Origin of the sequence: Pseudoalteromonas sp. A757 (assembly GCF_004103285.1) — a bacterium.
GTDB lineage: Bacteria > Pseudomonadota > Gammaproteobacteria > Enterobacterales > Alteromonadaceae > Pseudoalteromonas > Pseudoalteromonas galatheae.
Genome location: NZ_QNQN01000056.1, coordinates 63,821 through 86,581 on the forward strand (window position 1 = coordinate 63,821; position 22,761 = coordinate 86,581).

Annotated in this window: 20 protein-coding genes; 13 read left to right on the top strand and 7 right to left on the bottom strand. The window is 44.4% G+C overall.

All coding sequences use genetic code 11. The features are described from left to right. Positions 1 to 220 precede the first annotated feature (220 nt). From DRB05_RS03620 to hemB, 11 genes are all read left to right on the top strand, one after another. Positions 221 to 1,222, top strand: a complete 1,002-nt coding sequence (locus DRB05_RS03620) for a GGDEF domain-containing protein (protein ID WP_128725717.1) — start codon at positions 221 to 223, stop codon at positions 1,220 to 1,222. A gap of 118 nt (positions 1,223 to 1,340) precedes the next feature. Next, a complete protein-coding gene (ubiE, locus tag DRB05_RS03625; protein ID WP_128725718.1) occupies positions 1,341 to 2,096 on the top strand; it encodes a bifunctional demethylmenaquinone methyltransferase/2-methoxy-6-polyprenyl-1,4-benzoquinol methylase UbiE in 756 nt (251 codons plus the stop codon). A gap of 8 nt (positions 2,097 to 2,104) precedes the next feature. Beyond that, positions 2,105 to 2,719 (top strand): SCP2 sterol-binding domain-containing protein, encoded by a 615-nt coding sequence (locus DRB05_RS03630; RefSeq protein WP_128725719.1) that lies wholly within the window; start codon positions 2,105 to 2,107, stop codon positions 2,717 to 2,719. Between the two features lies 1 nt (position 2,720). Beyond that, the gene (ubiB, locus tag DRB05_RS03635; RefSeq protein ID WP_128725720.1) at positions 2,721 to 4,325 is read left to right on the top strand and encodes a ubiquinone biosynthesis regulatory protein kinase UbiB; all 1,605 of its coding nucleotides are present in this window, start codon (positions 2,721 to 2,723) and stop codon (positions 4,323 to 4,325) included. A 60-nt stretch (positions 4,326 to 4,385) separates the two neighbouring features. Continuing rightward, complete coding sequence (tatA, locus tag DRB05_RS03640; protein WP_128725721.1) at positions 4,386 to 4,622, top strand: Sec-independent protein translocase subunit TatA; 237 nt, start codon at positions 4,386 to 4,388, stop codon at positions 4,620 to 4,622. A gap of 6 nt (positions 4,623 to 4,628) precedes the next feature. Continuing rightward, positions 4,629 to 4,940 carry a Sec-independent protein translocase protein TatB gene (gene tatB / locus DRB05_RS03645; RefSeq protein WP_128725722.1) on the top strand — a complete coding sequence of 104 codons (312 nt, stop codon included), beginning with the start codon at positions 4,629 to 4,631 and terminating at the stop codon, positions 4,938 to 4,940. Between the two features lie 110 nt (positions 4,941 to 5,050). Continuing rightward, positions 5,051 to 5,794 (top strand): twin-arginine translocase subunit TatC, encoded by a 744-nt coding sequence (gene tatC, locus DRB05_RS03650; RefSeq protein WP_128725723.1) that lies wholly within the window; start codon positions 5,051 to 5,053, stop codon positions 5,792 to 5,794. Beyond that, positions 5,791 to 6,300, top strand: a complete 510-nt coding sequence (locus DRB05_RS03655; RefSeq protein WP_128725724.1) for a hypothetical protein — start codon at positions 5,791 to 5,793, stop codon at positions 6,298 to 6,300. The genes tatC and DRB05_RS03655 overlap by 4 nt, the downstream gene beginning before the upstream one ends. Further along, positions 6,300 to 7,076, top strand: a complete 777-nt coding sequence (locus DRB05_RS03660) for a TatD family hydrolase (protein ID WP_128725725.1) — start codon at positions 6,300 to 6,302, stop codon at positions 7,074 to 7,076. Before DRB05_RS03655 ends, DRB05_RS03660 begins: the two co-directional genes overlap by 1 nt. 6 nt (positions 7,077 to 7,082) lie before the next feature. Then, positions 7,083 to 8,921 (top strand): diguanylate cyclase, encoded by a 1,839-nt coding sequence (locus tag DRB05_RS03665; protein ID WP_128725726.1) that lies wholly within the window; start codon positions 7,083 to 7,085, stop codon positions 8,919 to 8,921. Between the two features lies 1 nt (position 8,922). Continuing rightward, the gene (hemB, locus tag DRB05_RS03670; protein ID WP_128725727.1) at positions 8,923 to 9,933 is read left to right on the top strand and encodes a porphobilinogen synthase; all 1,011 of its coding nucleotides are present in this window, start codon (positions 8,923 to 8,925) and stop codon (positions 9,931 to 9,933) included. Positions 9,934 to 9,981: 48 nt separating this feature from the next. Here hemB and DRB05_RS03675 read toward each other — a convergent pair whose 3' ends face one another. The 7 genes from DRB05_RS03675 to agaR form a co-directional block, all read right to left on the bottom strand. After that, positions 9,982 to 10,371, bottom strand: a complete 390-nt coding sequence (locus DRB05_RS03675) for a hypothetical protein (RefSeq protein WP_128725728.1) — start codon at positions 10,369 to 10,371, stop codon at positions 9,982 to 9,984. A gap of 247 nt (positions 10,372 to 10,618) precedes the next feature. Beyond that, positions 10,619 to 12,706 carry an elongation factor G gene (fusA, locus tag DRB05_RS03680; RefSeq protein WP_128725729.1) on the bottom strand — a complete coding sequence of 696 codons (2,088 nt, stop codon included), beginning with the start codon at positions 12,704 to 12,706 and terminating at the stop codon, positions 10,619 to 10,621. Between the two features lie 224 nt (positions 12,707 to 12,930). Continuing rightward, positions 12,931 to 14,082 carry an N-acetylglucosamine-6-phosphate deacetylase gene (nagA, locus tag DRB05_RS03685; protein ID WP_128725730.1) on the bottom strand — a complete coding sequence of 384 codons (1,152 nt, stop codon included), beginning with the start codon at positions 14,080 to 14,082 and terminating at the stop codon, positions 12,931 to 12,933. Then, entirely contained in the window at positions 14,075 to 14,983 is a 909-nt protein-coding gene (locus tag DRB05_RS03690; RefSeq protein ID WP_128725731.1) for an ROK family protein, read from the bottom strand. Before DRB05_RS03690 ends, nagA begins: the two co-directional genes overlap by 8 nt. Next, a complete protein-coding gene (locus DRB05_RS03695) occupies positions 14,980 to 16,098 on the bottom strand; it encodes an SIS domain-containing protein (protein ID WP_128725732.1) in 1,119 nt (372 codons plus the stop codon). Before DRB05_RS03695 ends, DRB05_RS03690 begins: the two co-directional genes overlap by 4 nt. Further along, complete coding sequence (locus DRB05_RS03700) at positions 16,095 to 17,381, bottom strand: D-tagatose-bisphosphate aldolase, class II, non-catalytic subunit (protein WP_128725733.1); 1,287 nt, start codon at positions 17,379 to 17,381, stop codon at positions 16,095 to 16,097. Before DRB05_RS03700 ends, DRB05_RS03695 begins: the two co-directional genes overlap by 4 nt. Positions 17,382 to 17,392: 11 nt before the next feature. Further along, entirely contained in the window at positions 17,393 to 18,163 is a 771-nt protein-coding gene (gene agaR, locus DRB05_RS03705; RefSeq protein ID WP_128725734.1) for a transcriptional repressor AgaR, read from the bottom strand. Between the two features lie 254 nt (positions 18,164 to 18,417). On the opposite strand from agaR, the gene DRB05_RS03710 reads away from it, so the two are divergent. Beyond that, positions 18,418 to 19,788 carry a Gfo/Idh/MocA family oxidoreductase gene (locus DRB05_RS03710; RefSeq protein ID WP_128725735.1) on the top strand — a complete coding sequence of 457 codons (1,371 nt, stop codon included), beginning with the start codon at positions 18,418 to 18,420 and terminating at the stop codon, positions 19,786 to 19,788. Positions 19,789 to 19,891: 103 nt separating this feature from the next. Then, positions 19,892 to 22,741, top strand: a complete 2,850-nt coding sequence (locus tag DRB05_RS03715) for a TonB-dependent receptor (protein ID WP_128725736.1) — start codon at positions 19,892 to 19,894, stop codon at positions 22,739 to 22,741. Positions 22,742 to 22,761 lie beyond the last annotated feature (20 nt).

Here is a 22,761-nt window from a genome sequence, read left to right on the forward strand (position 1 = left end):
TCTCAGATCGAATACAATTTACTCAACCTAGTAAAAATTGATGAGAAAATCAGCAATTCAACAAAAAAATGTAAATTTTCTATTTCAAAGACAAATTTTTTACTTTTAAATTCGGACGATACAGATTAATGTAGGTCTAGTGCAATTAGGACAAGAGTTACACCGAAGGAGATGGTGGTAGTTCATTAACGTTTGATAATTAATTGTTGTGGTAAATGAAATGATGCTCCATGATCCCATGGCTGTTGCCCAAGAAAAAATGACACAGGTGTGCCTGTTTTTAGAGCAACATCATTTGCCGCCTACACCTTTAAATTACCAAGTCGCTTATACCCATATCAGCGCCACGAACAAAGATCTCGACTGTGCCATCAACAAAGCCATCAAAGCACACACAAAAATAGACTGTGTATTCATTGAACAGCTCTACTATCAGTTTTTAGATCAAGGTCAAAAGACACAATCTGAATTACTTGAGGGTGTCGACTCTTTGGTAACTGAATTACACGAAAATGCAGAAAGCTCACAAAAGCAGGTAATTCGCTTTGCCCAGCAAGTCAGTCAATGTGTGCATAATTTAGATGAGCACAACATTCTAAAGAGTAAGCGCGCACTATCAACACTCACCAAACAAACAGAGCTATTGCTAAAACAGCACAAACAATTTAAACAAGCGTTAATAAAATCGCGTTTAGATTATGAACGTAATCAAAAGTTACTACTCGACTTGCGTAAACAACATTTGTTAGACCCACAAACGGGTCTTTATAAGCGCCACTACCTTCATCAAAAAGTGTCTCTATGGCAATCACAGCAAAAATCCGTCTGTGCCCTTTCTATTCAAGTTGATAACCTTGACGAGTTTTCAGTCCGGTTTGGTGATGTTGTGGGCGAAGTGGTGCTTAATCGCATCGCCAATAACATTAAACGCTATGTCGTTGAAAGCGGCTTACCTGGTCGTACGGGGAAAAAAGAGTTCACGGTGATCCTCGCTGACGTAGACTTAGAAACCGCCAGTGTCATCGCTGATAAAGTGCGTAAAGGTGTTGAGCGACTAAAGTTTGTCAGTGCAAAAGGAAAAATTCCATTACCTGATGTATCTCTGGCTCTTGGTATTGCGCAACTCGCGCCAGAGCAAGACTTTAATGTATTAGCAAAACGTGCAGGCTATGCCGCGCAAAAGGCACATTCTCTCGGCCAACATTGCTATATTAGTCACTGATCTGCAATCACTCTTTTTGTGTACATTTTCAACAACACAACGAGGATTAGAAATTGCGCCCACGGCTACCTATCAAGTACACTAACAACCACAGTTGCAGAGTAATGATGGAACCCTCATGAAAGAGTCACAAGACAATACTACCCACTTTGGATATAAAACGGTCGAAACAGACAAAAAAGCCTCTATGGTTGCAGACGTATTTCATTCTGTAGCAACAAAGTACGACATTATGAATGACCTGATGTCATTCGGTATCCATCGTTTGTGGAAACGCCAAACCATCGCCTGCTCTGGTGTACGTGCCGGCCATAAAGTGCTTGATCTTGCCGGTGGTACAGGTGATTTAACTGCGAAATTTAGTGAGTTAGTTGGTGGTAAAGGACAAGTCGTTTTAGGCGATATTAACAACTCAATGCTGAAAGTTGGGCGCGAAAAGTTACGTGATTTAGGGCTTGTTAGCAATATCGAGTACGTTCAAATGAATGCTGAAATGCTACCATTTGACGATAATACTTTTGATGTCATCACAATTGCTTTCGGTCTACGTAACGTCACCGATCAAAGTAAAGCACTTCGCTCGATGTACCGAGTGCTTAAACCTGGTGGACGCCTACTGGTCCTTGAATTTTCCAAGACCGACAACGAAGCTCTAGCAAAGCTGTATGATATGTACTCCTTTACACTACTTCCTGCGATGGGTAAGTTGGTAGCGAATGACAGCGAATCTTATCGCTACCTCGCAGAATCTATTCGCATGCACCCAGATCAAGAAACATTAAAATCCATGATGGATGAAGCCGGTTTTGAACAGACTGACTATCAAAATATGACCGGAGGTATTGTTGCCCTTCATCGTGGTTTTAAATTCTAGGAGTTGCTGTGTTAACTTCATTGCTTGGCGCCGTGCTTGAAACGGCTTTAAACAAAGGTCTAAAACTCTCACCTGAGCTAAAGCGTGCACTAAGTAAAGGTCAACATAAAGTACTAAGTGTTGAGGTTAGGGATCTGCATACTTGTTTAGCAATAACCTATACCGGCATAAACATTCACGTTTTGTGCCCCTTTGATGGTGAAGCCGACTGTTCAATTAGTGCCGATTTTTCTACCTTGCTTGAACTCAAAGACCCGAGTCAACTCACTGCGCTTATCCGTCAAGATAAGCTCGATCTTGAAGGCGATTTATCACTAGCACAACTATATAGCAACGCCCTAGCAGCACTTGATATTGACTGGGCGGAGCACCTAGCCAAATATCTGGGTGACGGACCAGCACAAGTTGTTATAGATACCTTACAGAATTTAGCACGCCGCGCGAAGCAAGATGGGCAAGTAGCCAAAACGACACTAACAGAACTATGTCAAGATGAATTGAAGGTTGCACCCCACCCGCTTGAGTTTCAGCAGTTTAAGCAACAAGTGAGAGCGCTAAATAATCAAGCCGAAAGCTTAAATCAGCGCCTCAATGCATTACTTCAGCAGAACAAAGGAAACTAGGTTGTCTCTACTTCGCCTGCATCAAATCACTAAAACATTTTTAACCTATGGTTTAGACGAAATCGTTCCTGCGCATAAGCAGCCTTGGTACGGTAAACTTGCCCGCGCCAGCTTGTTTTGGCTACGTAATAAACATAAAGACAAACCTATAGGCACACGCTTGCGTCTAGCGTTGCAAACGTTGGGACCCGTATGGATCAAGTTTGGTCAGATGCTTTCGACCCGTCGAGATTTGTTACCATTAGAGATTGCTGAAGAACTCGCTTTTTTGCAGGACCAAGTTCAACCATTTGACCCCGCAATGGCACAAAAGCTCATTGAGCAAGCGTTAGAAATAGACAACATTCACGAATACTTTGCTGAATTTGAATCAAAGCCATTGGCTTCAGCCTCAATAGCGCAAGTGCATGCCGCCAAGCTGCAACACAAAGATGAGTTGAAAGATGTCGTGATCAAAGTTATTCGTCCCGATATCGAAAAACAAATCCAAGCAGACCTCTCTTTAATGGAGCGCTTCGCTAGAATTGTTGTCAACTTACTTAGCGAAGGAAAGCGTTTACGGCCAGTTGAAGTCGTAAGGGAATACAAAAAAACACTACTCGACGAGTTAGATTTGATGCGAGAAGGTGCTAACGCAATTCAACTCAGACGTAATTTTGAAGACTCTGATTCACTATATATCCCTGAAGTATATAGTGATTATTCACGTAAAAACGTATTGGTGATGGAGCGCATCTACGGTATCCCAGTCTCAGACACCGAAGCCTTATTAGCGCAAGGCACCAATATGAAGCTATTGGCTGAGCGTGGGGTAGAGGTGTTCTTTACACAAGTGTTCCGTGACAGCTTTTTCCATGCAGACATGCACCCTGGCAATATTTTTGTCTCTCGCGAAAACCCTCATAATCCTAAGTATATCGGCATAGATTGCGGCATTGTCGGGACCTTAAATCGTGAAGATAAACGCTATTTAGCAGAAAACTTTATCGCCTTCTTTAATCGTGACTATCGCCAAGTTGCGCAGCTTCATGTGGATTCTGGCTGGGTTCCGGCGGATACCTGTGTAGAGGAATTTGAGTTTGCCATTCGTACCGTATGCGAACCCATTTTTAACAAACCGCTCGCTGAAATTTCGTTTGGTCATGTGCTGGTAAACTTGTTTAACACAGCAAGGCGCTTCAACATGGAAGTGCAGCCACAATTGGTATTATTGCAAAAAACTCTGTTATATGTAGAAGGCTTAGGACGTCAGCTTTACCCGCAACTAGATCTGTGGAAAACAGCTAAGCCCTTTTTAGAACATTGGGTGCAAGAACAAGTAGGTCCGCTCGCAGTGGCAAAAAAGCTATATGCAAATCTACCATTTTGGGCCGAGAAAATGCCAGAACTGCCGGATTTGATTTACCAAAATCTCAAGCGCCGTCCCCCTTCAGCTGTCACACAAAAAGCAGATACTGCGACCAAGCCTTTGTTGTTGGGTTTAGCGGCGAGTAGTTTTGCAATAATCTCGGGATTGAGCTTTATTTTTGACAAGCCTGTCGCAAGTAGCCTACTTGCAATTATTGCCGTGCTAGTATTTATTGGCGCATGGCGTAAAACAGGGTGATTTTTTGCTCGCTAGGCGTATAATCATTATTCATAAGCAGTAAGTATCAATGGAGTTATTATGGGATTCGGTGGGATCAGTATTTGGCAATTACTTATTATTTTAGCCATCATTGTTTTGTTATTTGGAACTAAAAAACTACGTGGTATTGGTAGTGATTTAGGTGGTGCAGTTAAAGGCTTTAAAAAGGCAGTATCGGATGAACAATCAGAGGCCGGAACTGAACCTGAAAAGCTTAAGAATACAACGACTGAGCAAGCTCAACCTGTATCAGAGAAAGAAAAAGATAAGGTGTAATTCAACATGGGTATGTGGGAGTTAGTGGTCGTTCTTATCGTAGGCCTAATTGTACTTGGCCCAGAGCGTCTTCCCGTTGCAATCCGCACCGTAGCTAGATGGGTAAAAACGGTAAAATCTGTTGCTAATTCAGTCAAAGCTGAAGTCAGTGAAGAGTTACGCGTTCATGAGCTACATAATAACTTAAAGAAAGCGGAACAACAGGGAATGCAAGATTTGGCCCCTGATCTCAAGCAATCCGTTCAAGAATTACAAGATGCGGCTGAATCAGTTAGACATTCTTATAAATCAACCGACAATAATAAAAACAAAGACTAATCAATCTACCAGTTAGATAATTAGAGTAAGGTCGGCTTTGGGTATTTAACGCCCAAGCAACGCCTTTTTATCTTTTCCAACTGGCACTATATTCGTACGAGTCAAGTTACATGACAGAATCAGCCCAGAGTGGATTTATTGCTCACCTTGTTGAGTTAAGAAACCGCTTAATGAGAGCGTTAATGAGCGTTTTCGTTATCTTTGTTGCTTTGGTGTACTTCGCCAATGATATCTATGCCTTTGTTGCAGCTCCCCTTGTTGAGAGCCTGCCTAGCAACACAAACATGATTGCTACAGATGTCACAGCCCCTTTTTTCGCCCCTTTTAAGTTAACACTTTTTGTGTCGTTATTTGCCGCTGTGCCATTTATTTTGCACCAAGTGTGGGGATTTATCGCACCTGGTTTATATAAACACGAAAAGCGTATGCTTATCCCAGTATTACTATCAAGTGTACTGCTATTTTATGGCGGGATTGCATTTTGCTATTTTGTTGTGATGCCGATTATTTTGGGGTTCTTTACCAGCGTTGGGCCCGAAATGATGACTCTTTCGCCAGATATAAGCAGCTATCTTGGCTTTATCTTGAAGCTATTTTTTGCTTTCGGTATCGCCTTTGAAATTCCCGTCGCCATTATGCTTATATGCTGGAGTGGCATGACAACCCCCGCGAGCTTAAAAGAGAAGCGACCTTATGTTGTCGTTGGCGCTTTTGTCATCGCGATGTTTTTAACACCACCTGATGTTCTATCTCAAACTCTATTAGCGCTCCCTATGCTACTCTTGTTTGAGTTAGGGCTCATTCTAGCCAAGTTTTATAGCGCTAAACCACAACAACAGGAGTCAGAAGAATGAAAAAAACCATGATACTGTTCGCACTAGGATTTTCTTCTTTATGCGCCGCAGAGCCGATAAATACGCAGGCGTTACAAGCTTGTACGCTGATCGAAAATGATTTTAAGCGTCTTATGTGCTACGACAATGTGATTGCCAACAAACCAATCACCGCAAAACGTGCAACAAAAAATATGACGCCTAACGACGAGCAAAGTGGTGCTGTAGCACCGGTGGCAAGCGTTACTCCAGAACTAAAAGAAGAGGGGTTTGGCCTTGAGCGTCGTGTGAAAGTCGCAAGTGAAGAAATTGAAGCGATCACCGCAGATGTAATTAAAATTACCAAAACACGCAGAGGTAAAAAGGTCTTTACGTTAGACAATGGTCAAGAATGGACTCAAGTATCAAAGGAAACCTTCTTTGCAGATGAAGGAGATACGCTCATTATTCAGCGTGCCTCTTTTGGCTCATTTTTGATGAAAAAAAAGGGCTCAAATCGCACTACACGAGTAAAACGAGTTAATTGATGAGCGCGATGATCGATGCTGGTGTTAACCTCACCAGCTCGCAATTCGCATCCGATTTGGACGATGTGATTTCTAGATCCAAAGAGGCTGGTATAGAGTCTATGCTTGCTATCGGTTGTGACTTAACGAGCAGCGAGCAGAGTATTGCGCTTGCTGAACAACATCACCTTTACTGCACAGCAGGCGTTCACCCACATGATGCCAAAAGCGCTCCAGATACCCTGTACCATGATCTCCTCACTCTTTTAAAAAGTAGCAACAGGGCGGTGGCCGTTGGTGAATGTGGTTTAGACTTTAACCGTGATTTTTCACCAAGACCGATTCAGCAGAGCGTGTGCTTAACGCAACTGCAGCTAGCAGAAACTATTGACTACCCAGTCTATTTACACGAAAGAGACGCGCATGACGCGCTAGTTGGACTGCTAAAAGAAGTTGAGGTTCGAGGTGTACTACACTGCTTTACTGGTGACCGTAATGCGTTGCGTCGTTACTTGGACTATGGGTTAATGATCGGCATAACTGGTTGGGTATGTGATGAACGTAGAGGTCAAGCATTGCAAGCGCTCATTCAATATATCCCGCTAGATCGTTTGCTATTAGAGACCGATGCCCCTTATTTATTGCCACGAACAATTAAACCTAAGCCAAAATCTCGCCGCAATGAACCAATGTACTTATCCCACGTGGCTGAACAAATTGCTCAACTAAAGCAGTGTCCAGTTACCGATGTGATCAGCGCAACCTCTGCCAATTTTACGCAATTGTTTTTGAGGTAAGTCCGTATGCGTATTCTGCTATCTCTGTGCTTGTTTTTATTTAACGCTTCGATCTTCGCCAGTGTGACTGTATCTGACCCTTTTAAGGCAGAACATCAAGTAAAGTTAAGTTACACACTCAGTAAATACGCATCACTTAACGAGTTATTGGCAGCGCCTGTCGAATGGCATAACAGTATTCAAGTACCAACTGGTCTTCGGCCTGTAGGTCAGTACCTGTGGCTGAAAATAGCATTAAACAACACCAACAGCTCGCTAACTCCGATACTAGTCAGCATAAACAACAACCTTATCGATTCGGTTACTGCTTATCATGTCAGGCCTAACCATCCTATATTTACTTTGGACATTGGTGATACATTGCCACTGATTAAGCGTCCACTTAAGTATGAATCGCTTGTTATTCCATTAGAACTACAACCTCTAACGCAAAGCCATTTATATTTACAAATTAGCGACGATGGCGCGATAACTGCTCCTCTTGCAGTCTGGGAGCCCAATGAGTACCTGCAGTTTAAAAGTAAATTTAACCTTATTTTTGGTATCTTGGCTGGCTTTGTATTGGCGTTAGCTTTAACCAATGCCACGCTGTATTACGTCACGAAAAAAAACTATTTTCTATGTGCGACTCTGCTGATTGCAATTATATGGCTATTCAACGCTCATATTTATGGCTTTGGCTATCGTTATTTTTATTCTTCTTGGCAATGGTTTCAGCAGTATGGTCAAGGCATAATGACCCTGTTACTCAGTGCACTACTGCTACCCACTCTAAGTTACTGTTCAGGTAAGACACTTCTGTCACACCCACAACTTACAGGTAAAAGAGTTACTTTGATCACGCTGGGCTTGTTCATCATCATTGCCTTATTACCGGTTTTTGAATCACTTCTGCTCGCCCTCAGTATCAGCTTTATCATTGCAATATTACTTATGTATACACTGGCACGCATTCACCACAATAGCCGGAACACCTTGATTGCTATCGCACTGTGCCACTTTATCGTGATCAGCTACCCATTTACTGTTGAGGTGGGAGTTCAGTCAGGTAGCTTTTTGAATCACTTAGGCTACTTTGGCATTTTCGTCATAGAAGCAACGCTACTCAGCTATCTATTAATACGGCTTTATATCTCCCAACGAGATGAAAAACTGGCTAAGCAACAGCAACGCCTAGCGCATACTCAAGCTGAAGATGCCCTATTAAAAGAAAAACTTAAGTTACAAGAACAAGCCCAATACGACTTAGAATCTAACATTGAAGAACGCACTTTTGAGCTTCAAGTCACGTTGCGAGAACTCGAAGATAAAAATCGCGAGCTGGAACGCATGAACATGGAAGACCCTCTCACAAAAGTGAAAAACCGTCGTTACTTCGACAAGCGCTTACAAATGGAAGTACGCCGCTCAAGACGAGAACAAACGGTATTAAGCCTTGTTATCTTTGATATTGATCACTTCAAAAAAATTAATGACAAATATGGTCACTTAGCAGGTGATCAAGCGATTTGCGAGTTTGCCAACTTAATCAAATCACACTTACGTCGACCCCATGACGAAATATTCCGTTATGGCGGTGAAGAGTTTATTTTGCTACTTCCAAACACACCTGAAGAAGGTGCGCTTGAAGTCGCTGAGCGTCTAAGAGTGGCAACAGCAGCGCTCAAAATTCAATTTAGTGAACATATCATTGAGATGACGACCAGCGCAGGCATTTATAGTGCAGTGGTTAGCGATCCACACAATCCACAGCTATACACAGATAATGCGGATAAAGCCTTGTATCAAGCAAAACAGCAAGGCCGTAATCGCATTGTCACTTTCAACCCCAATCAGGAGAATTAACGTGGCTCAATCAGGACTTGATCTTTTCCCCCTAACTCGCATGCGCAGAATGCGCCGCGATGACTTTTCAAGACGTCTAATGAGCGAAAGTACGCTAACGGTTAACGATTTAATCTATCCAGTGTTTGTATTGGATGGTGAGTCTAAGCGTGAAGCTATCCCATCTATGCCAAGTATTGAACGCCTGTCTATTGACTTATTAGTTGAAGAAGCCAAACAGCTTGTAGAGCTGGGTGTTCCAGCAATTGCGCTGTTCCCTGTGACACCTGCAGAGCACAAATCGCTACTTGCTGAAGAAGCCTATAATCCAGAAGGCATAGTACAAAGAGCGGTACGCGCTATAAAGGCTGCATGTCCTGAGCTCGGTGTGATCACCGATGTTGCATTAGACCCATTCACAGTCCATGGACAAGACGGAATCTTAGATGAAGACGGGTATGTAATGAATGAGGAAACAGTAGAAGTATTGGTCAAGCAAGCGCTTTCTCATGCTGAAGCCGGAGCTGATGTTGTCGCACCATCGGATATGATGGATGGTCGTATTGGTGCAGTACGCGAAGCACTTGAAGAATGCGGTTTTATTCATACTCGTATTATGGCCTACTCTGCTAAGTATGCATCAAGTTACTATGGACCTTTCCGTGACGCGATTGGCTCTGCGGGCAACCTTAAAGGAGCTGACAAGAAAACCTACCAGATGGATCCTGCTAATTCTGACGAAGCACTACGTGAAGTCGCCTTGGACTTACAAGAAGGTGCAGATATGGTCATGGTAAAACCGGGTATGCCATATCTAGATGTCGTCAGACGTGTTAAAGATGAGTTTGGGGTACCAACATTTGCTTACCAAGTCAGTGGTGAATATGCGATGCATAAAGCTGCGATTGATAATGGTTGGTTGGCCGAGAAGCCTGTGGTATTGGAATCTTTACTCGCATTTAAGCGTGCTGGCGCAGATGGTATTTTGACCTACTTTGCAAAGCAAGCCGCTATTTGGCTAAACGAGAAGTAAGCACCATCATTTTGAGCAGGTGAGATTCTCACCTGCATTTCTAGCAACTTATCTTATCAAGCTTTTTGCTTTTACAAGCTCATCAGCATTCATTTTCCAACTAAAGAAACGAATGACTCGGCCATCATCGAGCTGTACTTCAGGAATACTTAAAATACTCCAAGAGCGTAACCTAATTGCTTGAATGTGCTCTGCATGGAGATAGCGCGCTTTATCAAAAAAGTTATAGCTCACCCCAGCTTTGTCGATATGTAAAAAACGTTTTCCGGTTAATGATAACCCCAATGTAGCTAGGATCAATAGCAAAGGGATTAATGTAATTAATTGCAATAATAGAGAGGGAATATCTAGGATCGAAAGCAGTGTGTTGCTAAGCCAAATCAGCGCAAGTGTAAATACATAGAAAAGCCAGTTTACTTCTAACTCTAAAGTTCTCATTGAGTATCTCCTTTATTTACTCAACCACAATGAAATTCAGCCCACGACGACGCAGTAGTCCGACCCAATTTATTGAAGAAAAGCTAATGATAAAGTGCCAATGTCCCTAAAGCAAGAACTTTAGAATTAATAAAATATGAAATAAAAGTGACGACTTTTAGATACTAAATTTCAAATTTAACTTATTGAACTTTAGATACAAAAAAGGCCGCCATTGGCGACCTTTTTATGCAAAGTAAGTAATAAATTACTTAGCTGCTTTTTTCTCTTTCTCAGCTGCGATTACCGCGTCAGCAACGTTTGCTGGACATGGTGCATAGTGTGAGAACTCCATAGAGAACTGACCACGACCAGACGTGATAGTACGTAGGTGACCGATGTATCCGAACATTTCAGATAGTGGTACTTCACCCTTGATACGAACGCCCATTGCGCCAGCTTCTTGGTCTTTGATCATACCGCGACGACGGTTAAGGTCACCAATTACGTCACCTACGTTGTCTTCTGGCGTGAACACGTCAACTTTCATGATTGGCTCAAGAAGTTGTGCACCCGCTTTAGGGATAGACTGACGGAATGCGCCTTTAGCAGCGATTTCGAACGCGATTGCTGATGAGTCAACTGCGTGGAAGCCACCGTCGAATAGTTCTACTTCAACGTCTAGTACTGGGAAGCCTGCAAGCACACCCTCTTCCATCATTGACTTGAAGCCTTTCTCAACTGCTGGCCAGAATTCCTTAGGAACGTTACCACCAACAACTGTAGACTTGAACGTAAAGCCAGAACCAACTTCACCAGGCTTGATACGGTAGTCAATCTTACCGAACTGACCAGAACCACCAGACTGTTTCTTATGCGTGTAGCTATCTTCAACTTCTTGTGTGATAGTTTCACGGTAAGCAACCTGAGGCTGACCAACGATTAGGTCTACACCGTATGTACGCTTAAGGATATCTACCTTAATGTCTAGGTGAAGCTCACCCATACCTTTAAGGATAGTTTCACCTGAATCTTCATCAGTCTCAACTTGGAATGAAGGATCTTCTGCAACCATCTTACCGATCGCGATACCCATCTTCTCGTTACCACCTTTATCTTTAGGTGCAACAGCGATTGAGATTACTGGATCAGGGAAGATCATCGCTTCAAGTGTACACTCGTGCTTAGGATCACATAGCGTGTGACCTGTTTGAACGTTCTTCATACCAACAACTGCGATGATGTCACCCGCTTGTGCTTCAGTAAGTTCAGTACGCTCGTCCGCTTGCATCTCAACCATACGGCCGATACGCTCTGTTTTACCAGTTGCAGAGTTAAGGATAGTGTCACCTTTTTTCATGCGACCAGCGTAGATACGGATGAACGTAAGCGCACCGAAACGATCGTCCATGATTTTGAACGCAAGCGCTTTAAGTGGCGCATCAGCGTCAACAGTTGCTACTTCACCAGTAGGCTCACCTGTTTCAGGATCTGTTAGTGGCTGAGGCTCAACTTCTGTAGGAGAAGGTAGGTAATCTACAACAGCGTCTAGTACAAGTTGCATACCTTTGTTTTTGAACGCTGAACCACAGTAAGTTGGGAAGAACGCAAGATCACGAGTACCTTTACGGATACACGCTTTGATTTGTTCGATAGAAGGTACTTCACCTTCCATATATGCTTCCATTAGGTCGTCGTCTTGCTCAACAGCAGACTCAACTAGCATTTCATGGTATTCTTCAACTTTGTCTACCATGTCTGCAGGAACGTCTTGTACTTCGTAGTTTTCAGGAAGACCTGTGTCATCCCAAACGTATGCTTTCTTCTCAAGTACGTCTACAACACCACAGAATTGGTCTTCGATACCAATTGGAAGCGTCATCACTAGTGGGTTAGCACCAAGTACTTTCTCAACTTGATCAACTACGCGGTAGAAGTCTGCACCCATACGGTCTAGTTTGTTTACGAAGATACAACGAGCAACTTCTGATTCGTTCGCATAACGCCAGTTAGTTTCTGATTGTGGTTCAACACCACCAGAACCACAGAATACACCGATACCACCATCAAGTACTTTTAGTGAACGGTATACTTCTACTGTGAAGTCAACGTGTCCAGGAGTATCGATAACGTTTAAACGGTGGCCTTTCCACTCACAAGTTACCGCTGCTGATTGGATAGTAATACCACGCTCAGCTTCCTGCTCCATGAAGTCAGTTGTTGACTCACCGTCGTGAACTTCACCAGTTTTGTGGATTTTACCAGTAAGCTTTAGAATACGCTCAGTGGTGGTAGTTTTACCCGCATCAACGTGCGCGAAAATACCAATGTTTCTGTATTTCGATAAATCTGCCATTGTTTTACTCTATTTAAAGTAGAAAAATTATTCGGCGGGAGTATATCACCTCTTGTAGCGAACATCATCCTTGAAGTCGTCTAAAATGCAATCAATTCACGAAAAAGTTTCTAATGCGAAACTTTGCCACCCTTTTTTACCGTACCGCTTACTGCTAGGCCGCTATATTTAATAATATTCTTGCTGTTTGATGTCAATTTCAGCACGGTTTGTGAAGGTTTCTGTTAAAAGACCTGCTTCCCAAACAAGTTGGCATGATGGACTTGGAATGCATCATCTAGCAAAGAAAAATGCGCAATCTTACCTTGTTCAATACTGCCAAGTTCATTGTCCATATTTAAATAAGTTGCAGGTACGAGACTTGCCATATTGATGGCCTCAACAAGTGGAATGTCAGCTAATTTCGCTAAGTTCTGCACTGCTTTCTCAAGTGTCAGTGTACTGCCAGCCAAACTGCCGCTGTGGGTTTTCGCCACGCCATCCTTAACCACCACTGGCATCTCGCCCAATTGATATTCACCATCTTTCAGGCCACCCGCATTAATACAATCACTGATCAAAGCTACCTTATGTTGACCTTTTAGGCGGTAGATCAACTGTAAAATCGCGGGGTGTAAATGGATACCATCGGCAATCACTTCAACCAAGGCTTGGCTATTAAGTAACAACGCACCAGCACAGCCCGGTTCACGGTGATGGATGCCACGCATGCCGTTAAATACGTGGACTCCACCGCAGGCACCATGTGCCAAAGCGGCATTGGTTTGCGCAAAATCCGCATCACAATGACCTAGCATCACCCGTACCCCATGTTTACTTAGGTACTGTGTCATTGCAACACCATTGGCCTTTTCAGGCGCGAGTGCCACCGCTTTAAGCGCACCATCAGCCGCGCTAATCATTTCATCAATCAGGGCCTCGTCTAACGGCTTAAAGAAAGCTTCGTTATGGGCACCTTTGTGTTTTTCGCTGAAAAACAAACCCTCACTATACCCACCAAGCACCTGAGCCCCCGGCATCTTTAGCTTATATGCAGCTCCAATAACTTTCATCGCTGCAATGGTTTGTGGCCACGTAGTCGTCACCGTGGTAGCCAAAAAGCCAGTGACGCCATGTTTGAGCAACGAGGTGCTAATGGTTTCTATACTGGAGAGTTTGCCATCAATAACATCGCACCCCTCTCGGCCATGAATATGCAAATCAATTAACCCAGGCCACATGTCGAGCTTGGGATAAGACTCGGTATTATCAGGCGCTTCCGCCGCAGGAATAATCGTGTGAAAGCGCTCATCTTTTATTACCGCAACGTGATCTTCAAGAACACGAGTTGGGGTGTAGATACGACGGGGCCGAATATAACGAAGCTGTTCAAGCATGCACTTTGCTCCCAAGTAATGCCGCACCCAATGCACCACTTGCATCACCATGCTTGGCTCTAACAATATCTGGCACTGACACTGCGGAAAATACGTGAGGTTCAATGGCTTTTGGGAGTGCTTCTACAAGTTCATCGATAAGCGACATGCCACCGCCAAGCACGATAACTTCTGGGTCATATGCTTTGATTAAATTTGCAAACGCCGAGCCCAACAGATCCATATAACAAGTAAAAGCATGGCGAGCTTCACTTTCTCCAGCCCGCATCGCTGTGATAACTTGTTCTGAGGTAAGCGTTCGCGTAGTGAAATGTTGATACAAACCGGCCAGCCCTGGCCCTGCGACATAGCGCTCTAAACACCCTTGCAGTCCACAGCCACACGCTAAAATAGGCAGGTTATACTTTTGTTGTAATACCGCAGAAAGTGGGTGATGACCATATTCGCCGGCGATCCCTTGGGCACTTTTATACAACGCACCATCAATGCAAAACCCGCCTCCGGCACCAGTGCCTATTATTGCCCCGAAGACCTTTTGGTATTGCTTACCAGCTCCAAGACTGGCCTCTGATAACGCAAAGCAACGGCAGTCATTTTCGACCGCAATGGGCCGTTCAAGTTGTGCAACGAGATCAGCCTTAACTTCTTTGCCATTGGCGCAAGGGACATTTGCAGATAGCACGCGCTGCTGCGCATTTACTATCCCAGGCATCCCAATACCCACCAGTCCTTTACAACCATATTTAGCGTCGGCTTGCTGCACCAAGGTTACGATTTGCGTCAAAAACGCCTCATAACTGTGCTTTGGTGTCGCCACACGCCAAGATTCTATACGTTGCAGTTTTTCATCGAACACCGCAATTTCAATTTTGCTCCCGCCAACATCCACCCCATAAATCATACTTCGCTCCCAAATGGATGAATGACTACGCCCTGCACAACTCTATTCACTTCCCCCGACGGGCAAGGATTGTCCGGTGAAATGCCGAGGTTCAGCGCTTTATAGAAACTTAACTGCTGTGCAAACAACATATACAGTAATCCTTGCCACACGTCTTCTAGTGGTAACATTTTAGGGCAAAGTGAATGTACCGTCATGGCTGCTCCATCACGCTGCAGCTCAGCAACTAAGTCCTGATCGTATAAATTGGTATAACCATCGCTTGAGATAAAACATACCACGACAGTTTTGCTATTGATAAGTGATTTTGGACCATGACGGAACCCAAGCGGTGACTCGCTCACGCTCATTACTTGGCCTGCCGATAACTCAAGCATTTTTAACGCAGCTTCCTTTGCAAATCCCAACAAACAGCCAGAGCCTAGATACACCAAACGCTCAAATGGTTGTTGTGCAAATGCACGGATATTTTGCTGCTCTGTTGCAGCTAACATGCTTTGCGCTGCATTGATCAACTTATCCACGGAGCCATCATCCGCAGCAAAAAGTTGTAGCGCTGCAACCATCATTGACGAATAGCTACTCGTCATTGCAAAACTTTGGTCAAGCGTAGGTTCCGGTAACAATATACTTGTTGCATTGTTTGCCTGCTGCGCTGCTTGATGCAACTTTCCATCACGGTTGCAAGTGATAAAAAGGTGCTGACTGTTACTAACCAGCTGTGTTACCAACTCTACGGCCGCAACACTTTCAGGACTATTACCAGAGCGAGCAAAGGATACCAATAAACACGGTTTATCCGTCGCTAGATATTGCCTTGGTGCAGCAACTAAATCTGTTGTGCTCACAGCCCGCACACTTTGGCGCATGTGTGTATTAAGATGAGTGGCGATAGCGTCACCGATATAAGCGGATGTACCCGCCCCTGTCAAAATAACCTGAGTATCAGGGTCATCTAGAAAAGGAGCTAACTCCACCAAAAGCCTAGGCTTTATGCTCGCGACTAATTGGGCGGTCTCTTGCCACATCTGTGGCTGCTGGGTGATCTCTTTTGCGGTCCAATAGGCATTTCGTGCTTTTAGTTGCGCAACTTCGTGTCCTAGTAAAGTGTTCATGACGCTTTCTCCATGGCAAAACACGCGTTTGAATAGCGAGCTACAACACGTTGAATTTTGGCAATCACCAACGCTTTGGCATCCCTTTCTATTTCACCACGGCGTACTTGTTGATATAGCTCTGGAAAATATTGGCTGATAAGCGGCAATGATAAAGTCTGCTGCGCTAGGTTTTCGAGCATGGTTGCTAACGCCTTTTGCACCGCTTCTTGATGCCAGTAATAACGGATACGGTCGCTAAAGCTAAATTGGCGCAAGAACCGGAGTTGCTGTGGTTTGCCGTGATAAAAACGCTGCCAACTCGTAGGCTCTGCCAACATGACCTCATCCACTACCTCAATAAATTGGCTATGCATGGGTAGTAATTGCTTTTCAATATGGTGAAGCGCAAATAACCCTTCGCGTAGCGCAAAGGTCAATTCAGGCCCGACTTTCAAAATGGCAAAATGGTCAGCCACCAAAGACTGATAAGCACCTGCCGTTTGATAATCTGTCGAATGCGCTTCGAAAGCGATACGGTCTACGGTACGAATAAAGTCTTTTAGTGCGCTTGCTTCATGCGGTTTGTAGTCAAAAACTTGGGTGTTATCAAACTCAACTCCCGGCTGCACCACCATAGCAACCACGCGTTGCCAAGCATCCGTTAATCCCTTGTTTGCAAAGAGTTCACGATGGCAAGCTAGAGTTTCTTGCGCAGCAACTTGGCTGGTCGGTTGTAGACTGTCAATCTGTTCATCCGCTCCACCTGGAGGAGGAACTTCCGTACCAATCACATAAACAATATCGCTACGACCAAACGTCGCGATCGCGGCTGCTTCCGCTGTTTGACACAACAAAGCAGCGCGATTAGCCACTATATCATCGCTTAACACCTCAGGATCGTCAGCACAAGGCATGCTGGCATCTAAGTGAATTTTCTTAAAACCGGCCTTCACGTATTCAGCGACTAAGTCACACGCTTTGGCCATTGCGGCTTGGCTATTTTCACTCGTCCAACAGACGGGTCCCAAGTGATCACCACCAAAAATCAGTAACTGCTTATTAAAACCAAGCTCGTCAGCCATCTCTTCGACTTTGGCAATAAAATCCGCAGGACGCATCCCTGTGTAACCACCAAATTGGTTAACCTGATTGGCCGTGGCCTCAATTAACAGCAGCGTATTTTCCTGCTTGGCATATCTTATCGACGCTTCCAGCACCCAAGGGTGAGCTGAGCAAATGGCATAAATACCTGAGTTTTTCCCTGATTTATTGGCTTCGATTAGGGCTTGAAAACGCCGCATATGATCACCTCTTAAGACGTTATTAAATGTACCTCAATTCCGGCGGCAACCAATTGCTGATGAATATCAGCTGGAATACCACTGTCCGTTACCAAAACGTCAATTTCTTCGCAGGCGATAATACGATGTACACCTTTACGATCGAACTTGCTGGAGTCCGTCACCACTATGACTTGCTTTGCAGCTTTACACATCTCGCGGTTAAGCGCGGCTTCTGGCTCAAAGTGTGTTGTTACACCAACATCAACAGAGAATCCATCAACACCGAGCACCAGACGGTCAAAGTGATATTGCTTTAGCTGATCTTCTGCGTGACTGCCATAAAACGACAGCGACTTTTTACGCAGTGAGCCTCCGGTCATCAACACTTCAACGCCATCGGCTGCAACGAGTGCTTGCGCCACGTTAAGACCATTAGTCATCACCACTAACTGTTGATGCTCAGTCAGCTGCTTCGCAACCTCTTCTGTGGTGGTACCAGAGTCTAGAATAATAGACTCATTATTGCCTATAAGACCCGCCACTAACTTTCCGAGCTCGACTTTCACTTGGTGATGATGATCGTGCTTTTCCGCTATGGTGAGCTCTTTGGTTAACCTAGAACTCGCAACGGCACCGCCATGAGAGCGAACCAACAATCCTTTATCATGTAAGGCATTGAGATCATTTCTGATCGTCACGGTTGATACACCAAATTGTTCTGCCAGCTCGGATACTTCTACTCGTTCCGTTTGACCAACGAGTTGAACGATTTCGTGGCGTCTTTCGATGGTGTTCAGCATGACACCTCCTTTCGTTTTGGTTGAATTTAGTCTACACACCTTTCATTTGCTTTCAATTTATTTTTTTAACTTTAAACAAAAACAGACGTAAATATCTGTTTTATAATGATTTAAATTTAAATAAGAAACAAACCGAAAATAAAACGAAAGAATATGAAAGATATTTTTCTTGCGTTCAAAATAAAACTGCCGTAATAATAACCAAAAATAACATTTCGTTTTTAACAACAAGAGTGAACAACTAAGAGGTTATTATGGGTGATCTAAACCGCCGGCGATTTCTTCAATCAATGGCTGCTATCGCAGCAACAAGCGCAGTGGTTGGCTGCGCAAGTAACAATAATAAGACGCCGCTTACACCAAAGCCACAAGGAAATTCAGTTCAAGGTCTAGTCGTACCGAAACTGGATGTCGTGCGAGTGGGCTTTATTGGTGTGGGTCAACGTGGTGTTGGCGCGGTAAAACACTTTTGCCATCTTGATGGTGTCGAGATCAAGGCCATTTGCGATACGCACCAAGAAGTCGTCGATAGAGCCGTTAAAATTGTTGTCGACAAGGGTTTACCCAAGCCAGCAACTTATGGCAAGAGCGATATGGACTATCGCCGCATGTTGGCGCGCGATGACATTGATATTGTGATCATCTCTACGCCTTGGAAATGGCATACGCCTATGGCGGTAGACACAATGGAAAGTGGCAAACACGCTTTGGTTGAAGTGCCAGCTGCAGTAACCATAGAAGAAGCGTGGCAATTGGTAAATACCGCAGAGCGCACGCAAAAGAACTGCATGATGTTGGAAAACGTTTGCTATGGCCGCGACGAGCTGATGGTATTAAACATGGTTCGCCAAGGGCTATTCGGTGAGTTACTACACGGTGAAGCGGCTTATATCCATGAACTTCGTTGGCAAATGAAAGAAATTGAGCATAAAACCGGCTCATGGCGTACACACTGGCATACCAAACGCGACGGTAATCTCTACCCCACTCATGGCTTAGGCCCTATTTCTCAATATATGAATATCAACCGTGGCGATCGCTTCGACTATATCTCGTCCATGAGTTCCCCAGCACTTGGTCGTGCAGCCTATGCCAAACGTGAGTTTCCAGCAAATCATGAACGAAACCAACTGAACTATATTGCTGGAGATATGAACACCAGCATCATTAAAACCATCAAAGGTCGTTCGATCATGGTACAGCACGATACCACTACCCCACGCCCTTACTCCCGCCATAATTTAATTCAAGGTACTAACGGCGTATTTGCAGGATTCCCCAACCGCATCGCGCTTGAAAACGGCGGGAGTAAGAGCTTTCACGAGTGGGATTACGACATGAATGATTGGTACGGCAAATACGATCATCCACTTTGGCAAAAAATGGGGGCTGAAGCTGAGCGCAACGGCGGCCATGGTGGCATGGATTTCTTAATGTTCTGGCGCATTATTTACTGCCTTCGTAATGGCGAGCCGCTAGATCAGGATGTTTACGACGCAGCTGCTTGGTCAGCGGTCTTCCCTCTTTCAATGGACTCAGTTGCAGACAGAAGTAATAGCAAGGACTTCCCAGATTTCACTAGGGGCACATGGCGCACTGCAGCACCACTAGGCATTGTCACATAACTAACCAAAGGTTAAATACGTTATCTATAGCAAGTACTAACAATGCCTGAATAAGCGCTCGTATAGCGGGCGCAATAATAACAACACTCAACAGGACAACAAGATGAAACACACTCTAAAACTGTGTGCTGTGGGATTGGCCGTGAGCTGTGCCCTGTCCCAATACGCGCATGCACAGGAAACAGAACAGAACAGCGGATCCGACGAGCAAGATAAAGCCAAGCAACAAGTCGAGAAAATTGAAGTACGTGGCGTACGTTCCAGTATCAAAGAGTCACTCTTTCTCAAGAAAAACGCCGTCGGCGTAATGGATGCCATCGTTGCCGAAGACATTGGTAAGTTCCCAGATCAAAACCTAGCTGAAGCGCTACAACGAATGACGGGTATCGCTATTACCCGTAACGCAGGTGAAGGACAAAACGTCACAGTGCGGGGTCTTGGCGGGGACTTTAACGTTACCACCATCAATGGTCGTAGAATGGCATCTGAACACACTAGCCGTGACTTTAACTTCGATTTGATTGCGCCTGAGATGGTTCAAGCATTAGAAGTGTACAAATCACCACAAGCACAAACGCAAGAAGGGGGGATTGGTTCAGTCATCAATATAAAAACCCGCCGACCGTTAGATATGGATGGTTTTACCCTCGCCGGAAGTGCCAAAGCTATTTACGAAGAACGTACCGGCGATACCAACCCTCAAGCCTCCTTCCTCATTAGTGATACCTTTTTTGACAATACCTTTGGCGCGCTATTCACCGCCGTTTATTCAGAGCGAACACAACGCGAAGACTCCTACGAAGGACAAGGATTTTACGATCCAGAAGAAAATACCGATGTGCGAGTCCCAGTTGATAGTAACCGAAATGGTGAGCTAGATGAGGGCGAGAAAGTACATCCATCAATGATCCCAGGATATGTACGCTACTCGAACTGGCAAGACGAACGTGAGCGCATTGGTGCAAGCCTCGCCTTACAATGGCGTCCAACGAATGATATTGATGTCACCTTTGATAGCTTATACTCAAGCTACAAAACCGACGGTGAAAAATATCAAATCTCTTTCGTCACCTATGATGAACCTTGGACACCGGGGATCCCAGCAGTAGGTGAGTTAAAATTTAATGAAGATGGCAACGTCAACTACATTGAGTTAGTCGATGGTGCAATGGCTGAGCTACTGAACGTCTCTGAGCCTCGCAATACCGACACTTGGCAGGCCGGTCTTAACTTCAAGTGGTATGCTACCAGCGATCTAACGCTTGAATTTGACGTGTCTAAGTCCCGTGCTGAGCGGATCAATGATGGCGACAACCGCTACATTGTGGCACGTGGCTTTGTTGATACTATCACCATAGATCAAACAGGCGACAACCTCCTGCCAGATGTGACCATGTCACCAGCACTTAATGCCGATCAACCCTTTGGTGCTCATTACAGCTACAACTATGGCACGGAAGTGATCAGTGATGTTGAAGAGTTAAGGCTCGAGGGAACATTTATTCCAGAATGGGAATTTGTCAAAGACATCAAGTTTGGCTTTCATTACGGAAAGCAAACTAAAGGCAGAGACGTAAGTAAATCAAATAACCCATCGATGTTTAGTAATGGTGGGGCTTATTTTAAAAACTCAGATTACGACAGCTTTGATAATTCAAGCGTAGAAAAGCTCGGTGGCCTTAACTTATTTAGACTACCCGCAGATGTACTTGTTCCCGCCAACTTTGATAACTTCCTAGATGGTGAGCCGGGCATGCACCCTGCACCGTGGGCCAGCTTCGACTACGACAAACTCTATGCTTTTTATCAATCCATTAATGCCCAAGCCGCAGATGAAAAAATTAGAGCTTCCAAGAGTCCTAAAGATTCCTACGAGCTTTCTGAGTCAACGTTTGCACTTTATTTAGAGACCAATCTAGTCGGCGAGCTGTCGGAAATGCCTTACAACTTAAACCTAGGCGTAAGAGCAATCAAAACCGAGATCACCTCTGATGGCTACGTTTTTGATTACCCAAGTCTGGTATACAACGTAGAAGAAGACGAAGATGGCGATATTATCTATCGCATAGAAGGGGATATTGCCGATTATTACTCCGATTCTTACGTAGAAGATGACTACACTGATGTACTGCCTAGCATGAACTTTAAGTTAGAAATAACAGACTCACTGTTATTTAGAACCAGCGCGGCTAAAGTTATCACCAGACCTAGCATCGATTTTCTAACCCCATATAGCTCAATTAATTTCAGTAAGTTTGAGCTTAACCTTGCCAACCCTGGGATCAAGCCACTTAGAGCAGACCAACTTGATTTGGGACTAGAATGGTACTTCTCTGATTATGGTGCGCTCACCTTTGCAACCTATTACAAAGACATTAAATCGGTTATCGCTCAGGGACGTATCGGTACGATAAAAGTAGGTAAATTCATAAAAGACGGCGTTGAAGTTGACGGTCCGGAATTTACCCAAGTATCTCCACGTTCAGAAGCAGGAGCAGAGATCAAAGGTTTCGAAATTGCTTACCAACAGTCGTTTGAGGAATTGCTACCAGCACCATTTGATGGCCTAGGTATGCAAATCAACTACACATTTACGGATAGTAAATACGACGACCCCGAAAAAGACGAGCTACCGTTCGCTGGAATGTCTGAGCATTCTTACAATGCGGTTATCTATTATGAGAAGGATGACTACCAAGCGCGTATCGCTTACAACTGGCGAGATGATTACCTGAAGTATCCAGATGCGTGGGGCGGCCCAGAATGGGCAGCGGATTATGGTCAATTTGATTTCAGTGCCAGCTATAATCTTACTGCAAAGACACGGATTGACCTAAACGTGACCAACCTCACCAATGAGCGTCAATGGTCATATATTAAAACCCAAGAGCAAGTGAGCCACTTGAGCCGTTACGGCCGCAGTATCAGTTTAGGCATTAACACTTCTTTCTAAATCAATATGGGGCAACGCGC

Excerpts from the sequence above, each read along its gene's own strand:
- DRB05_RS03620 (WP_128725717.1), top strand. The coding sequence starts at position 221 with ATGATGCTCCATGATCCCATGGCTGTTGCCCAAGAAAAAATGACACAG.
- nagA (WP_128725730.1), bottom strand. The coding sequence starts at position 14,082 with ATGCTTGAACAGCTTCGTTATATTCGGCCCCGTCGTATCTACACCCCA.
- DRB05_RS03700 (WP_128725733.1), bottom strand. The coding sequence starts at position 17,381 with ATGCGGCGTTTTCAAGCCCTAATCGAAGCCAATAAATCAGGGAAAAAC.
- tatA (WP_128725721.1), top strand. The coding sequence starts at position 4,386 with ATGGGATTCGGTGGGATCAGTATTTGGCAATTACTTATTATTTTAGCC.
- DRB05_RS03710 (WP_128725735.1), top strand. The coding sequence starts at position 18,418 with ATGGGTGATCTAAACCGCCGGCGATTTCTTCAATCAATGGCTGCTATC.
- ubiE (WP_128725718.1), top strand. The coding sequence starts at position 1,341 with ATGAAAGAGTCACAAGACAATACTACCCACTTTGGATATAAAACGGTC.
- tatC (WP_128725723.1), top strand. The coding sequence starts at position 5,051 with ATGACAGAATCAGCCCAGAGTGGATTTATTGCTCACCTTGTTGAGTTA.
- DRB05_RS03690 (WP_128725731.1), bottom strand. The coding sequence starts at position 14,983 with ATGATTTATGGGGTGGATGTTGGCGGGAGCAAAATTGAAATTGCGGTG.
- DRB05_RS03695 (WP_128725732.1), bottom strand. The coding sequence starts at position 16,098 with ATGAACACTTTACTAGGACACGAAGTTGCGCAACTAAAAGCACGAAAT.
- DRB05_RS03655 (WP_128725724.1), top strand. The coding sequence starts at position 5,791 with ATGAAAAAAACCATGATACTGTTCGCACTAGGATTTTCTTCTTTATGC.
- fusA (WP_128725729.1), bottom strand. The coding sequence starts at position 12,706 with ATGGCAGATTTATCGAAATACAGAAACATTGGTATTTTCGCGCACGTT.
- tatB (WP_128725722.1), top strand. The coding sequence starts at position 4,629 with ATGGGTATGTGGGAGTTAGTGGTCGTTCTTATCGTAGGCCTAATTGTA.
- DRB05_RS03660 (WP_128725725.1), top strand. The coding sequence starts at position 6,300 with ATGAGCGCGATGATCGATGCTGGTGTTAACCTCACCAGCTCGCAATTC.
- DRB05_RS03715 (WP_128725736.1), top strand. The coding sequence starts at position 19,892 with ATGAAACACACTCTAAAACTGTGTGCTGTGGGATTGGCCGTGAGCTGT.
- DRB05_RS03675 (WP_128725728.1), bottom strand. The coding sequence starts at position 10,371 with ATGAGAACTTTAGAGTTAGAAGTAAACTGGCTTTTCTATGTATTTACA.
- DRB05_RS03665 (WP_128725726.1), top strand. The coding sequence starts at position 7,083 with ATGCGTATTCTGCTATCTCTGTGCTTGTTTTTATTTAACGCTTCGATC.
- agaR (WP_128725734.1), bottom strand. The coding sequence starts at position 18,163 with ATGCTGAACACCATCGAAAGACGCCACGAAATCGTTCAACTCGTTGGT.